The sequence below is a fragment of the Brevundimonas sp. RM1 genome (assembly GCF_052907225.1).
Genome location: NZ_JBRERY010000004.1, coordinates 112,994 through 125,841 on the forward strand (window position 1 = coordinate 112,994; position 12,848 = coordinate 125,841).

The 12,848-nt window shown below is 67.2% G+C and carries 12 protein-coding genes; 10 read left to right on the plus strand and 2 right to left on the minus strand.

Annotated features, from left to right (window positions below; all coding sequences use genetic code 11):
- The first annotated feature begins 56 nt into the window (after positions 1-56).
- From ACU5AP_RS06060 to ACU5AP_RS06100, 9 genes are all read left to right on the plus strand, one after another.
- The gene (locus tag ACU5AP_RS06060; RefSeq protein ID WP_446680949.1) at positions 57-2,318 is read left to right on the plus strand and encodes a RelA/SpoT family protein; all 2,262 of its coding nucleotides are present in this window, start codon (positions 57-59) and stop codon (positions 2,316-2,318) included.
- A gap of 37 nt (positions 2,319-2,355) precedes the next feature.
- Positions 2,356-3,135 carry an LOG family protein gene (locus ACU5AP_RS06065; RefSeq protein ID WP_046654356.1) on the plus strand — a complete coding sequence of 260 codons (780 nt, stop codon included), beginning with the start codon at positions 2,356-2,358 and terminating at the stop codon, positions 3,133-3,135.
- Between the two features lie 45 nt (positions 3,136-3,180).
- A complete protein-coding gene (gene pyrE / locus ACU5AP_RS06070) occupies positions 3,181-3,783 on the plus strand; it encodes an orotate phosphoribosyltransferase (RefSeq protein WP_446680950.1) in 603 nt (200 codons plus the stop codon).
- Positions 3,780-4,526, plus strand: a complete 747-nt coding sequence (locus tag ACU5AP_RS06075; protein ID WP_003165382.1) for a pyridoxine 5'-phosphate synthase — start codon at positions 3,780-3,782, stop codon at positions 4,524-4,526. The genes pyrE and ACU5AP_RS06075 overlap by 4 nt, the downstream gene beginning before the upstream one ends.
- On the plus strand, positions 4,523-4,924 hold the full coding sequence (gene acpS / locus ACU5AP_RS06080) for a holo-ACP synthase (protein ID WP_003165381.1): 402 nt from the start codon (positions 4,523-4,525) through the stop codon (positions 4,922-4,924). The genes ACU5AP_RS06075 and acpS overlap by 4 nt, the downstream gene beginning before the upstream one ends.
- Before the next feature lie 112 nt (positions 4,925-5,036).
- Positions 5,037-5,963, plus strand: a complete 927-nt coding sequence (gene lepB / locus ACU5AP_RS06085) for a signal peptidase I (protein WP_046654218.1) — start codon at positions 5,037-5,039, stop codon at positions 5,961-5,963.
- Complete coding sequence (rnc, locus tag ACU5AP_RS06090) at positions 5,963-6,679, plus strand: ribonuclease III (protein WP_128720238.1); 717 nt, start codon at positions 5,963-5,965, stop codon at positions 6,677-6,679. The genes lepB and rnc overlap by 1 nt, the downstream gene beginning before the upstream one ends.
- Entirely contained in the window at positions 6,676-7,641 is a 966-nt protein-coding gene (gene era, locus ACU5AP_RS06095) for a GTPase Era (RefSeq protein WP_003165376.1), read from the plus strand. Before rnc ends, era begins: the two co-directional genes overlap by 4 nt.
- Before the next feature lie 4 nt (positions 7,642-7,645).
- Positions 7,646-8,884, plus strand: coding sequence for a serine hydrolase domain-containing protein (locus ACU5AP_RS06100; protein ID WP_003165374.1), 1,239 nt, complete (start codon positions 7,646-7,648; stop codon positions 8,882-8,884).
- On the opposite strand, the gene ACU5AP_RS06105 is transcribed toward ACU5AP_RS06100, so the two are convergent.
- Positions 8,874-10,229 carry an aminotransferase-like domain-containing protein gene (locus ACU5AP_RS06105; RefSeq protein WP_446680951.1) on the minus strand — a complete coding sequence of 452 codons (1,356 nt, stop codon included), beginning with the start codon at positions 10,227-10,229 and terminating at the stop codon, positions 8,874-8,876. The two genes, ACU5AP_RS06100 and ACU5AP_RS06105, sit on opposite strands and share 11 nt — an antisense overlap.
- A 133-nt stretch (positions 10,230-10,362) precedes the next feature.
- Between ACU5AP_RS06105 and ACU5AP_RS06110 the strand changes: the two genes are divergently transcribed.
- Positions 10,363-11,235: a DMT family transporter gene (locus ACU5AP_RS06110; protein ID WP_446680952.1), complete on the plus strand. Its 873-nt coding sequence runs from the start codon at positions 10,363-10,365 to the stop codon at positions 11,233-11,235.
- Positions 11,236-11,245: 10 nt separating this feature from the next.
- Here the strand turns inward: ACU5AP_RS06110 and ACU5AP_RS06115 are convergent, their stop codons facing one another.
- Positions 11,246-12,754 (minus strand): acetyl-CoA hydrolase/transferase family protein, encoded by a 1,509-nt coding sequence (locus tag ACU5AP_RS06115; protein WP_446680953.1) that lies wholly within the window; start codon positions 12,752-12,754, stop codon positions 11,246-11,248.
- Between the last annotated feature and the right edge of the window lie 94 nt (positions 12,755-12,848).

Below are 12,848 nucleotides of genomic sequence, written 5' to 3' on the forward strand. Positions count from 1 at the left end.
CAGAGCCTGTCACCGGCGTCACCTCCTCAACGGCGCGGCCCCTGGCGGACTCGCCGATGGACCAACCCGCGAATCTGCAAGACAAGTCGGCGTCGTCCCCTGCCGGGGCGGCGCCGAAGTCGTCTGAAGGCCCTGCATTGTCTGATACCAAGCGCGCACCGATCATGCGCCAGTTCGAACTGATCGAGGCGGTCAAGGCCTATGATCCGACTGCCGACGAGGCGCTGCTGAACCGCGCCTATGTCTATGCGATGAAGATGCACGGCTCGCAGCTGCGGGCCTCGGGCGATCCCTATTTCGCCCATCCGATCCAGGTCGCGGGCATCCTGACCGACTATCGGCTGGACACGGCGACCATCGTCACGGCCCTGCTGCACGATGTGGTCGAGGACACCTCGGCCACGCGCGAGGACATCGCCGAGATGTTCGGCGAAGAGGTCGCCGTCCTGGTCGAGGGCGTGACCAAGCTGTCGCGGCTGGAGCTTCAGGCCGAGCACACGCGTCAAGCCGAGAACCTGCGCAAGTTCATTCTGGCCATTTCGCGCGACGTGCGGGTGCTGCTGGTCAAGCTGGCGGACCGCCTGCACAACATGCGCACCCTTCACTTCGTGAAGCCGGAGAAGCGCGAGCGCATCAGCCGCGAGACGCTGGAAGTCTACGCCCCCCTGGGCCGTTCGATCGGCATCCACTCCATCGCCGCCGAGCTGGAGGAGCTGGCGTTCGAGCATCTGAACGCCACGGCGCGCGTCGCCATCAAGCGCCGCCTGGAGGCGCTGAAGCTGGAGAACGGCAGCGCCATCGAGGCCGTCTCGCCCGAGATCGAGCGGGTGCTGTCCGAGGCGGGCCTGACCGCGCGGGTCAAGGGCCGTGAGAAGACGCCCTATTCCATCTGGCGCAAGCTGCAGCGCAAGACGGTCGGCTTTTCGTCCCTGTCGGACATCTACGGCTTCCGCGTCATCGTGGAGAGCGAGGACGACTGTTATCGCGCCCTGGGCGTCATCCATCGCGCCTGGCCGATGGTGCCGGAGCGGTTCAAGGATTTCATCTCGACGCCGAAGTCGAACAACTACCGCTCGCTGCACACCACGGTCGTCGGGCCGGGCGGCCTGCGCATCGAGATGCAGATTCGCACCGAGATCATGGACCGTGTGGCCGAGGACGGGGTGGCGGCGCACTGGGCCTATAAGAACCAGTCCTACGGCTTCGACCGTGAGGCGATGGAGGCGGATGGCGGCCGCGATCCCCTGCTGAACCTGCGCCATCTGGTTCAGGTGATCGAACACGGGGAGGGGGGCGAGGACTGGGTCGAGCACGCCAAGCTCGAAATGTATCTGGATCAGGTCTTCGTCTTCACGCCCAAGGGGACGCTGATCACCCTGCCGCGCGGCGGGATGCCGCTGGACTTTGCCTACGCTGTCCACACCGAGGTCGGGGACACCGCCGTCGGGGTCAAGATCAACGGCGAGCTGAAGCCCATGCGCACCGCGCTACAGAACGGCGACGTGGTTGAGATCATCCGCGGGACCAAGCGCGAGGTGCCGACCGACTGGCGCAGCCTGACGGTCACGGGCCGCGCCCGCTCGGCCATCCGCCGCCATATCCGCACCTCGGAGCGCGAAGAGTTCGTGCGCCTGGGCAAGACGACGCTGGAGCAGACGCTGGAGCGGGCGGGCAAGTCGCTGGCCGACGTCAAGCTGACGGAGGTGCTGAAGACCTTCGCCATGCCGTCGGAAGAGGACATGTTCGACGCCATCGGCCGGGGCCGTCTGACGGCCACGCGCGTGGCCGAGACCCTGTTCCCGGCGCTGAAGGGCCAGTTGAAGGCCGGGCCGGAGCGCAAGCGCATCGGCGAGGAATCGCCGCGCCTGTTCGTGCGCGGCGGCGGTCTGACGCCGGGCGTCAGCATCCATTTCGGCCAGTGTTGTTCGCCGGTGCCGGGCGACCGCATCGTCGGCATTCTTGAGCCGGACAAGGGCCTGACCGTCCACACCATCGACTGTCAGACCCTGGCCGATTTCGCCGATGACGACTCCGTCTGGCAGGATCTGCAATGGACGCCGCAGGCCGAGCGCAGCGCCGTCGGCGCGGTGAAGCTGCACGCCACCCTGACCAATGCGCGCGGCGTGCTGGGGCAGGTGGCCTCCATCATCGGCGAGGCGGGCGGAAACATCCTGAATCTGTCGATGGCGCACCGGCAGCACGACTTCTACGACGTCGACATCGACGTGGAGGTCGAGGACGCCCGCCACGCCACCATGATCATTGCGGCGCTGAGGGCAAATCCCTACGTCGATACGGTTGATCGCGCGCGGGGCTGAGCCGACGCTGACGCCATCAGTTTTCTCAAAGGTCGAAATGTCCCCCGAACAACAGAAGCTCGCCAACGAGGCCCAGATGGCCTCGCCCTCCTATCGTCTGGCCGCCCTGGATCAGGACTTTCTGCTGGGCGAGTCGATGCGCGGCGTGCGCTTCCTGATGGAGTATGAAAAGGCCGAGCAGGCGCTGAAGGCCTGGGGCGTGCGCTCGACCATCGTGGTCTTCGGCAGCGCCCGCGTCGGCGTGAACGGCGACGGCCGCCACGCCTATTGGTACGAGCAGGCGCGTCAGTTCGGCCGCATCGCCTCCGAACGCGGCGGCGCCTTCCGCGGCGAGCCGGGCGAGGTGCGCGACAACGTCATCGCCACGGGCGGCGGGCCGGGCATCATGCAGGCCGCCAACCAGGGCGCGCACGAGGCCGGGGCGCCGTCCATCGGTTTCAACGTCACCCTGCCGCACGAGCAGTTCCCGAACCCCTGGTCGACGCCGGAGCTGACGTTCCAGTTCCACTACTTCGCCATGCGCAAGATGCACCTGGCCATGCGGGCCAACGCCTTGGTGGTCTTCCCCGGCGGTTTCGGCACTCTGGACGAATTGTTCGAGATCCTGACCCTGCGCCAGACGGACAAGGCCCCGCCCATCCCCATCGTCCTGTTCGACGAGGCCTATTGGCGTTCGGTCATCAACTTCGACACCCTGATCGAGCACGGCATGGTCAAGGCGTCGGACATGAAGCTGTTCGCCTTCGCCGATGACGCCGAGACGGTGTGGGCTAAGCTGCTGGAAGGCGGCCTGAAGCCCAACTGCGACATCAAATAGGGCGCGGGTTGAGGGCGGCCGCTGCAGGGTCTAAGGACGGCCTTCATGAACACTGAAGACGTCCTCAACGAATTCCGCGACGCCGGCGCCCTGCGCGAAGGCCATTTCGTCCTCTCGTCCGGCCTGCACAGCCCGGTCTTCCTGCAGAAGAACCTGGTCTTCATGGACGGCGCCCGCTGCGAGCGCCTGTGCAAGGCGTTGGCGGAAAAGATCGTCGCGACGGTCGGGCCTGTCGATGCGGCGATCTCGCCCGCCGTCGGCGGCATCATCCCCGGCTATGAGACGGCCAAGCACCTGAACGTCCGCTCTATGTACGTCGAGCGCGAGGGCGGCGAGTTCAAACTGCGTCGCGGCTTCTCGGTCGAGCCGGGCGAGAAGATCGTCATGGTCGAAGACATCGTCACCACGGGTCTGTCGTCGCGCGAATGCATCGCCGCGATCCAGAAGGCGGGCGGCGAAGTCGTCGCCGCCGCCTGCATCGTCGACCGTTCGGGCGGAAAGGTCGATGTGGGCGTGCCCCTGATCGCCCTGGCCTCAATGGAGGTGCCCGCCTATCCGGCCGACGCCCTGCCGCCGGAACTGGCCGCCCTGCCGGTCGAGGATCCGGGCAGCCGTCGCCTGCGAAGTAGAGAAGAGAGAACGGGATGAAGCGTCAGCGGGTTCGTCTGGGCGTCAATATCGACCACGTCGCCACGGTCCGTAACGCGCGCGGCGGCGCTCATCCCGATCCGGCTCGCGCGGCCGAGGCGGCGCTGGCGGCGGGGGCTGACGGCATCACCGCCCACCTGCGCGAAGATCGCCGTCACATCACCGACGCCGACATCGACGTGCTGACGGCTCTGTGCCGCCGCGCGGACAAGCCGCTGAACTTCGAGATGGCGGTGACGGAGGAGATGCTGGCCATCGCCCTGCGCCACCGGCCGCACGCCGCCTGCCTGGTGCCCGAGCGGCGCGAGGAAGTGACGACCGAGGGCGGTCTGGCCGTCGCCGGTCATGAGGCCCGCATCGCCCCGGTGGTGAAGGCCCTGTCGGATGCCGGTATCCGCGTCAGCCTGTTCATCGAACCGTCCGAGGACCAGGTCGAGGCCGCCGCCGCGGTCGGCGCCCAGGTGGTCGAGTTTCACACCGGCCGCTATTGCCACCTGACCGACCCGGCTCAGCGCGCGGTCGAGTTCGACCGTCTGGCCGCCGCCGCCGCCCAGGCCGACATTCTGGGGCTGGAGGTTCATGCGGGCCACGGTCTCGACTACGCCACGGCAGGCGATGTGCTGGCCATTCGCGAGATCGTCGAGCTGAACATCGGCCACTTCCTGATCGGCGAGGCGGTCTTCGTCGGCCTAGACGCCGCCATCCGCCGGATGCGCGCGGCGATGGACGAGGCGTCATCGTGATTATCGGCGTCGGCGCCGACCTGTCGGACATCCGTCGCATCCAGGCGTCGCTGGACCGCTTCGGCGACCGTTTCAAGCAACGCGTCTTCACCGAGCTTGAGCGCACCCGTTCGGACCGCAAGGCCGACCCGGCGTGGAGCTACGCCAAGCGGTTCGCCGCCAAGGAAGCCTGCGCCAAGGCCCTGGGCACCGGCATGCGGTCTGACGTCTACTGGCGCGACATGGGGGTGGTGAATCTGCCGTCCGGCCAGCCGACCCTGGCCCTGACCGGCCACGCGGCCGAGCATCTGGCTCGCCTGACCCCGCCGGGACATGAGGCGCGCATCCACCTGACCCTCAGCGACGAACACCCCTACGCCCTGGCCTTCGTGGTGATCGAAGCCCTGCCCAAGGCCTGACGCCGCGGCGAAGGTTGCGGTTCCTTCATCATCCAGAGTCTTGCTCGCGACGGGTTCAGCGACTACGCCTCGACCTTCAAACCCCGCGTTCGGCGGGGGATTCGAGCAGACGATGAGCGACGACCCCAAGGCGAACGGCGGAGCAGCCGACCCAGCCCTCGATCCGGCTGACCAACGGCCGATCTGGAGCGACGACGGCGACGCCCCCTTCGACATGGGGGACGACCCCGAAGCCCTCGACAGCGAGACCCCGATCTATGCGCCCCGGCGCGCCAGGAAGGCCAAGCGAGTGAAGAAAGAAAAGTCCGCGAGCAACGAAACGGTCGAGATCATCAAGACCGTCGTTTTCGCCCTGCTGATCGCGCTGGTGCTGCGGGTGCTGCTGTTCCAGCCCTTCACCATCCCGTCGGCCTCGATGGAGCCGAACCTGTATGAAGGCGACTACATCGTCGTGTCGAAGTGGTCGTACGGCTATTCCAAGCACTCGATCCCGTTCAGCCCGCCGGTGTTCAACGGCCGCATCCTGGGCAAGGCGCCGGAGCGCGGCGACATCGCAGTGTTCAAGCTGCCGCGCGACAACAAGACGGACTATATCAAGCGCGTGATCGGCCTGCCGGGCGACAAGGTGCAGATGATCGCCAACAAGCTCTACATCAACGGCGCGCCGGTTCAGGACGTGGTGGTCAGCCGCGCCCAGATGGCCGACATGTTCGGCCCGCGCGCCGTGACCCAGCTGCGCGAGACCCTGCCGGGCGGCCGCACCTTCATGACGCAGGACTTCGGCCCCGGCGGCGATCTGGACGACACCCCGCTGTATGAGGTTCCGGCCGGTCACTACTTCATGATGGGCGACAACCGCGACAATTCGATCGACAGCCGCGTCGAGATGTCGGCCGGCGTGGGCATGGTCCCGGCTGAGAATCTGGTCGGCAAGGCCGAGATCATCATGTTCTCGTGGACGCCGGGCGCCTCGCTGTTCAACCCGGTCAGCTGGTTCGCCAATGTGCGCTTCAGCCGGTTCTTCAAGATCCTCGACTGATGGCCGGCGGACGCACGAATGTGCGCGCCGAGGCCGTGGCGGCCCTGCGCCAGCGCCTGGGGCATGACTTTGAGGACGCCTCCCTGCTGGAGCGCGCCCTGACGCACTCCAGCGTGGGCGAAGGGGCGGGCCCGCAGGTTCCCGCCGACAATGAGCGGCTGGAGTTCCTAGGCGACCGGGTGTTGGGCCTGCTGGTCGCGGATCGACTCGTGCGCGACTATCCGTCAGCGGACGAGGGGCAGCTGTCCGCCCGTCTGCACGCCCTGGTGGACAAGAGCGCCTGCGCCCGCGTGGGCGAACGGCTGGGCGTGGGCGACGCGCTTCGCCTGTCGCCCGGCGAGACCAAGACGGGCGGCCGCAGAAAGGCCGGAGTCATCGCTGATGCTGTGGAAGCGATCCTGGCGGCCGTCTATCGCGATGGCGGCCTGATGGCCGCTCAGGCCGTGTTCGAGCGCGCCTGGGCCGAAGAATTGGCCGCGCCTCCGAGTGCGGCGGTGACTAACCCCAAGTCCGCCCTGCAGGAATGGGCGCAAGGCCAGGGCCGACCGCTGCCGACCTATGAAGTGGTCCAGCGTACCGGCTCGGATCACGCGCCGACCTTCACGGTCGAGGCGACGGTGACGGGCTATGAACCAGCCCGCGCCCAGGGACGTTCGCGACAGGAGGCGGAAAAGGCCGCCGCCATCGCCCTATTGAAACGAGAAGACGTAATTTGACCGAGACCACCGAAACCACCGAGATCACCGGCCAGCGTGCGGGCTTCGCCGCCATCATCGGCGCGCCCAATGCGGGCAAATCGACGCTGGTGAACCGGTTGACCGGCTCCAAGGTCTCCATCGTCACCCAGAAGGTCCAGACCACGCGCTTCCCCGTGCGCGGCATCGCCATCAAGGGCGACGCCCAGATCGTGCTGGTGGACACGCCCGGCATCTTCACGCCGCGCCGCCGTCTGGATCGCGCCATGGTCGCCTCGGCCTGGGGCGGGGCGCAGGACGCGGACGTGGTCGTCCACCTCATCGACGCCCAGTCGCACATCGACGCTGAAGGTCGCGAGGGCACCGCCGCCGACCGCCGCTCGGCCGAGGACACCGAGACCATCATCGCCAATCTGAAGGCGACCGACACCAAGGTCATCCTGGCGCTGAACAAGATCGACGGCATGCGCCGCGACACCCTGTTGGCCCTGTCGCAGCGCCTGTTCGAGACGGGCGTCTATTCCGAGGTCTTCATGATCTCGGCGCTCAGCGGCGACGGCGTGGACGATCTGAAGACGCGCCTAGCCCTGGCCATGCCCGAGGGGCCGTGGCTCTACCCCGAGGACCAGTCGGCGGACGTGCCGCTGCGCGTCCTGGCCGCTGAGATCACGCGCGAGAAGGTCTATCTGCGCGTGCACGAGGAGCTGCCCTATTCGGCGGCGGTCGAGACGACGTCGTTCGAGGACAAGGCGGACGGTTCGGCCCGCATCGAACAGACCATCTATGTCGAGCGCGAAAGCCAGCGCCCGATCGTTCTGGGCAAGGGCGGCCAGACCCTGAAATGGATCGGCCAGAAGGCGCGTGAAGAGCTGATCGAGATCCTGGATCGGCCCGTTCACCTGTTTTTGACCGTCAAAGTCGATCCCAAATGGCAAGACTCAAAGGCATTGTACGCCCAGTTCGGCCTGGAGTTTGACGTCTAGTCTCGTGTTCATCGTTCCCAAGACCGCGGGCGGAAGGCCCTGGTTCCTCGGTTCCCTCGTCGCCGCCGGCCTGATCTCGGCCGGGGCGGGCGCGTGGTTCGTGAAGGCTGTCGCGCCGGAAACCCAGGCGGCCGCCGTCTATCGGACAGACCTGCCCAAGCGTCCGCCGGTCGAGGTGGTCGAGGCCCTGCCGCAGTTGAAGGAACGTCTGGACCAGCTGGCGGCCAGCAAGCAGTTCACCGGCGCCGTCCTGGTGGCCAGGGGCGATCAGGTTCTGTTCCGCCAGGTCTACGGCAAGGCGAACTATGAGCAGGATACGCCCTTCGCTCTGGACACTCGTTTCCGCCTGGCCTCGGTGTCTAAGCAGTTCACCGCCGTGGCCGTTCTGAAGCTTCAGGACGAGGGCAAGCTGTCGGTCGACGATCCCGTCTGCAAATGGATCGAGCCGTGTCCCGACGCCTGGCGGCCGCTGCGTATCCATCACCTGCTGTCGCACACCTCGGGCATTCCGGACGTGATGGCGCAAGCCGAGTGGGGCCGTATCCGCGTCACCCACCGCACGTCGCAGGAACTGACCGAGACTTCGGCCCGCTATGGCCTGCAGTTCGAGCCGGGGACGAAGGTCCGCTACAACAACGCCGCCTTCAACCTGGCGGCCGAGATCGTGTCAAAGGCCAGCGGCCAGCCGTTCGAGACTTATATGGAGCAGGCGATCCTCAAGCCCCTGGGGATGAAGGACACCGGCTCGGACGTGAATGACGACGCCCAGGGGCTGGCCATGGGCTACGGCCTGTTTCCGGCCGGCTTGACGCCGCAGCCCATCGCCAACGTCAGCGTCGTGGCAGGCGCCGGGGCGCTGTATTCGACGCTGGACGATATGCTGGCCTGGAACCGGTCTCTGCATCAGGGCCACGTCCTGAGCGACAAGGCCTATGCTGACCTGATCGCCGACCATGCGCCGGACGACATGCCGGAGCGACGCGGGCCGCATCGGGCCTATGGGTACGGCATTTACGTCAGCGCCCTGGGCGAGCGGACCTCATCGCCGTTCAGCGATCGCCAAATCTACCACACCGGCAGCTGGGCGGGTTTCCGCAACCTGGTGTCCTATCAGCCCGATCAGGACGTGACGGTGGTGGTGCTGTCGAACAACTATCACCTGCGCGACCTGGTGCTGCTCATCAACCAGCAGGCCATGGCCGAGGCTCTCGGCCGCCCGTTCCCCGCCGCGCTCAGCCGCTGAGGCTTAGACGCAGGAAGCTCATCAGGCGCGGGTCGTCGCAGTGAGTTACGTTGATCCGCATGAAGCGGCTGGCCGTCTGTGAGGGACTGAATACGTCGCCGGGCGCCAGGACGATGTCCTCTTTCAGCGCGGCGCAAGCCAATTCGGCGGAATCGATCTCGCCTGGCAGTCGGCACCAAAGATTGAAGCCGCCGCGCGGCTCGATCCAGGGTTCGACGCCGATGGATCTCAGGCGGGCGATCACCTCGCGGCGCTTGCGCGCCAGGCGTCGATGAACCTCGTCCAGATGCTTGCGATAGCCGCCCCCGGCCAGGACGTGGGCGATGGCTTCGGCCGCCACGGGACTGGCGCCGACAAAACCCGTCGCCACCTGAAGATCGGCCAAGTCCGAAATCCGGTCGACGCGCGCCGCGATGTAGCCGCAGCGCAGGGAGGCCGACAGCGTCTTGGAGAAGCTGCCGATGCGGATGACCCGGTTCAGCCCGTCCAGCGCCGCCAGACGGGTGGTGGGCTCGGGCTCCAGATCGGCGAAAAGATCGTCCTCGATGATGGTGAGGTCATGCGCGGCGGCCAGATTCAGCAGGCGGTGCGCCGTCTGGGGCGCGATGCCGGCGCCGGTCGGGTTCTGAAGCCCGGCGTTGGTCAAATAGAGCCGGGGCGACGCCTGTTTCAGTACGGCCTCGAACCGTTCGACGTCAGGGCCCGTGGGCGTGTAGGGGACGCCGACGACCTGGACCTGATGCGCGCGCAGCAGGGCGCGAAAGTTGAAGTAGCAGGGATCGTCCACCACCACCGTATCGCCGGGCCGCAGCAGATAGCGGCACGTCAGATCGACGGCATGGGTGCCGGAGGCGGTCAGCAGCACCTGATCCTGGCCGAGTTGCAGCCCCTCGGTCGCCAGACGACCCAGCAGGATGCGGCGCAGCGCCCTCGAGCCGAGCACGCCGCCATAGTCGGTCAGGAGGGCGTCGTCCGCCCGCGCGACGGCGCGCAGGGCCTTGCGCAGCGCCTCGCTCGGCATCCAGTCCGCAGGCAGCCAGCCGCAGCCGGGCTTGAGGGTCTCCGGCGGCGCCTCCAGCGACTGGCGCGACACCCAGAAGGGGTCGACGGCGCGGTCGTGCAGGCTGGGATCGACTGCAAAACTGAGCGGGGGCAGGGCGGCGCCCGAGACATAGAAGCCTGATCCCGGCCGGGCGCGGATCAACCCCTCGGCCGCCAGCCGGTCATAGGCCTCGACGACGGTCGAAGGCGAAACCGCCATGGTCTCGGCGAAACGCCGGATCGACGGCAGGCGGTCGCCGGGGGCCAGGCTGCGCCCGGCGATACGCGCGCGAATGGCCTCCATGACCTTTGTGGTGCGTGTGCTGCGTGACAACCGTGTCGGCTCCATAACCCATACAGTTTGGCAGAAGCGTATCGATCTGTGGCTGCCTTCGCCAGCGCCGGGAGTCCAATCAGGCGGCGAAGAGGGAGACGGAATGGACACGGCGAAACAGAAGCGCATCGACGGCCTGATCTGCGGGCTTCTGGGGGTCGTGATCTTCAGCGGTTCGCTGCCCGCGACGCGGGTGGCGGTAGCCGACCTGTCGCCGCTGTTCCTGACGGGCGCGCGGGCCGTCATCGCGGCGGCGCTGGCGGGGCTGGTGCTGTTGGCCACGCGGCAGGCGCGGCCGGATCGACGCGATCTGATGTCGCTGGCGGTGATCGCGGTCGGGGTGGTGGTCGGTTTTCCCCTGCTGTCGGCTCTGGCGCTGCAGCACATGACCTCGGCCCGGTCGATCGTCTTCATCGGCCTGTTGCCGCTGTCCACGGCCATCTTCGGCGTCATGAGAGGCGGGGAGCGGCCGCGCCCGCTGTTCTGGCTGTTCTCGGGTCTGGGCAGCGCCACAGTGATCGGCTTCGCCTTCAGCAGCCACGGCGACGGATCATGGACCAGCGACCTGCTGATGCTGGCCTCCATCATCATCTGCGGCCTGGGCTATGCCGAGGGCGGCATACTGGCGCGGCGTTTGGGCGGCTGGCAGGTCATCTGCTGGGCGCTGGTGCTGTCGGCGCCGATCATGCTGGTGGTGGCGGCGTTGGACCTGCCCGCCGACTGGAGCGCGATCGGCGTCCCGGCGTGGACCGGACTGGCCTATGTCTCGGTCTTCTCGATGCTGATCGGTTTCATCTTCTGGTATCGCGGCCTGGCGATGGGCGGCATCGCCAGCGTGGGGCAGCTTCAACTGCTCCAGCCCTTCTTCGCCCTGGCGCTGGCGGGTCTGGTGCTGCACGAGGCCGTGCCGTGGACCATGGTCGCGGCGGCCGCCCTGACCGTGGCCAGCGTCGCCGTGGCCCGCCGCTATGCCTGAGCCGGGCGGGTCAGGCCTTCATCGACCCCGTTTCGATGAAGCGTTGGTGCCACGACAGCGCCTCGGTTAGCAGGTGGGGCGATTGCAGGCCGTAGGAGCCTTTCAGCGCGCGGGCGTAGTAATCCTTCAGCGCGTCGCGATAGTCGGGGTGGGCGCAGTTGGCGATGATGACCTGGGCGCGCTGCTTGGGCGACAGGCCGCGCAGGTCGGCCAGGCCCTGTTCGGTGACGATGACCTGAACGTCCTGGGTGATGTGGTCGACGTGGCTGGCCATGGGGACGATGGCCGAGATCTTGCCGCCCTTGGCCGTCGACGGGGTGACGAAGCAGGAGATATAGGCGTTGCGCGCAAAGTCGCCCGAGCCGCCGATGCCGTTCTGGATGCGCGAGCCCATGACGTGGGTCGAGTTGACGTTGCCGTAGATGTCGGCCTCGATCAGGCCGTTCATGGCGATGCAACCGAGGCGGCGGATGATCTCCGGGTGGTTCGAGATTTCCTGCGGGCGCAGGATGATCTTGCCGCGGAACTGCTCCATGCGGCTGTTCAGGTCGGCGGCGGCCTCAGGGCTGAGCGAGAAGGCGGTGGCCGAGGCGACGGTCAGCTTGCCAGAGTCCAGGAGGTCCAGCATCCCGTCCTGCAGCACCTCCGTATAGGCGGTCAGGTTCTCGAACGGGCTGTCAGCCAGACCGGCCAGCACGGCGTTGGCGACATTGCCCACGCCCGATTGCAGCGGCAGCAGATGGGCGGGCAGGCGGCCCAGCTTCACTTCGTGCTGCAGGAACTCGATCAGATGCCCGGCGATGGCCGTGGCGTTGCCGTCCGGCGCGGCGAAGGGCAGGTTGCGGTCGGGGCTGTCCGTCTCGACGATGGCGGCGATCTTGGACGGATCGACGCGGAAGACCGTCTCGCCGATCAGGTCGGTCGGCTTGGTCAGCGGAATCGGCACGCGCGCAGGCGGCAGGGCGGTGCCGTAATAGATGTCGTGCATCCCCTCCAGCGCCGCATTCTGCCAGCTGTTGACCTCAAGGATGATCCGGTCGGCGCGGTCCAGCCATGTCTTGTTGTTGCCGATGGACGACGAGGGGATCAGCGCCCCGTCCTCACGGATGCCCGAGACCTCGACCACTGCCGTCTCCAGCGGTCCGAGGAAGCCCTGCCAGGCCACCGGCGCCACCTGCGACAGATGCATGTCCAGATATTCCATCTCGCCCTTGTTGATCTTCTCGCGGGCGATGGGGTCGGAGTTGTAGGGCAGGCGGAACTCGATGCCGTCCGCCTTGGCCAGGGCGCCGTCCAGTTCCGGCCCGGTGGAGGCGCCGGTCCAGACCTTCAGCTTGAACGGATTGCCAGCTGCGTGCTCGGCCTCGATCCGCTCGGCCAGGGCCATGGGCACGACCTTGGGATAGCCCGAGCCGGTGAAGCCGCTCATGCCCACGGTCGAGTTGGCCGGGATCAGGGCGGCGGCGTCCTGTGCGGACATGATCTTCGATTTGAGGGCGGCGTTACGGACGCGGGACATCGCAAACCTGACGACTGGAGCCGGGGAGGGCTCATGGAACGACGCGGACATAGGCGCCGCATCACCCTGATTCCAATACGGCTTTGGTCGTAAC

Coding starts and splice junctions, on each gene's coding strand:
- ACU5AP_RS06060 (WP_446680949.1), top strand. CDS start 57: ATGGACCAACCCGCGAATCTGCAAGACAAGTCGGCGTCGTCCCCTGCC.
- ACU5AP_RS06065 (WP_046654356.1), top strand. CDS start 2,356: ATGTCCCCCGAACAACAGAAGCTCGCCAACGAGGCCCAGATGGCCTCG.
- pyrE (WP_446680950.1), top strand. CDS start 3,181: ATGAACACTGAAGACGTCCTCAACGAATTCCGCGACGCCGGCGCCCTG.
- ACU5AP_RS06075 (WP_003165382.1), top strand. CDS start 3,780: ATGAAGCGTCAGCGGGTTCGTCTGGGCGTCAATATCGACCACGTCGCC.
- lepB (WP_046654218.1), top strand. CDS start 5,037: ATGAGCGACGACCCCAAGGCGAACGGCGGAGCAGCCGACCCAGCCCTC.
- rnc (WP_128720238.1), top strand. CDS start 5,963: ATGGCCGGCGGACGCACGAATGTGCGCGCCGAGGCCGTGGCGGCCCTG.
- ACU5AP_RS06105 (WP_446680951.1), bottom strand. CDS start 10,229: ATGGAGGCCATTCGCGCGCGTATCGCCGGGCGCAGCCTGGCCCCCGGC.
- ACU5AP_RS06110 (WP_446680952.1), top strand. CDS start 10,363: ATGGACACGGCGAAACAGAAGCGCATCGACGGCCTGATCTGCGGGCTT.
- ACU5AP_RS06115 (WP_446680953.1), bottom strand. CDS start 12,754: ATGTCCCGCGTCCGTAACGCCGCCCTCAAATCGAAGATCATGTCCGCA.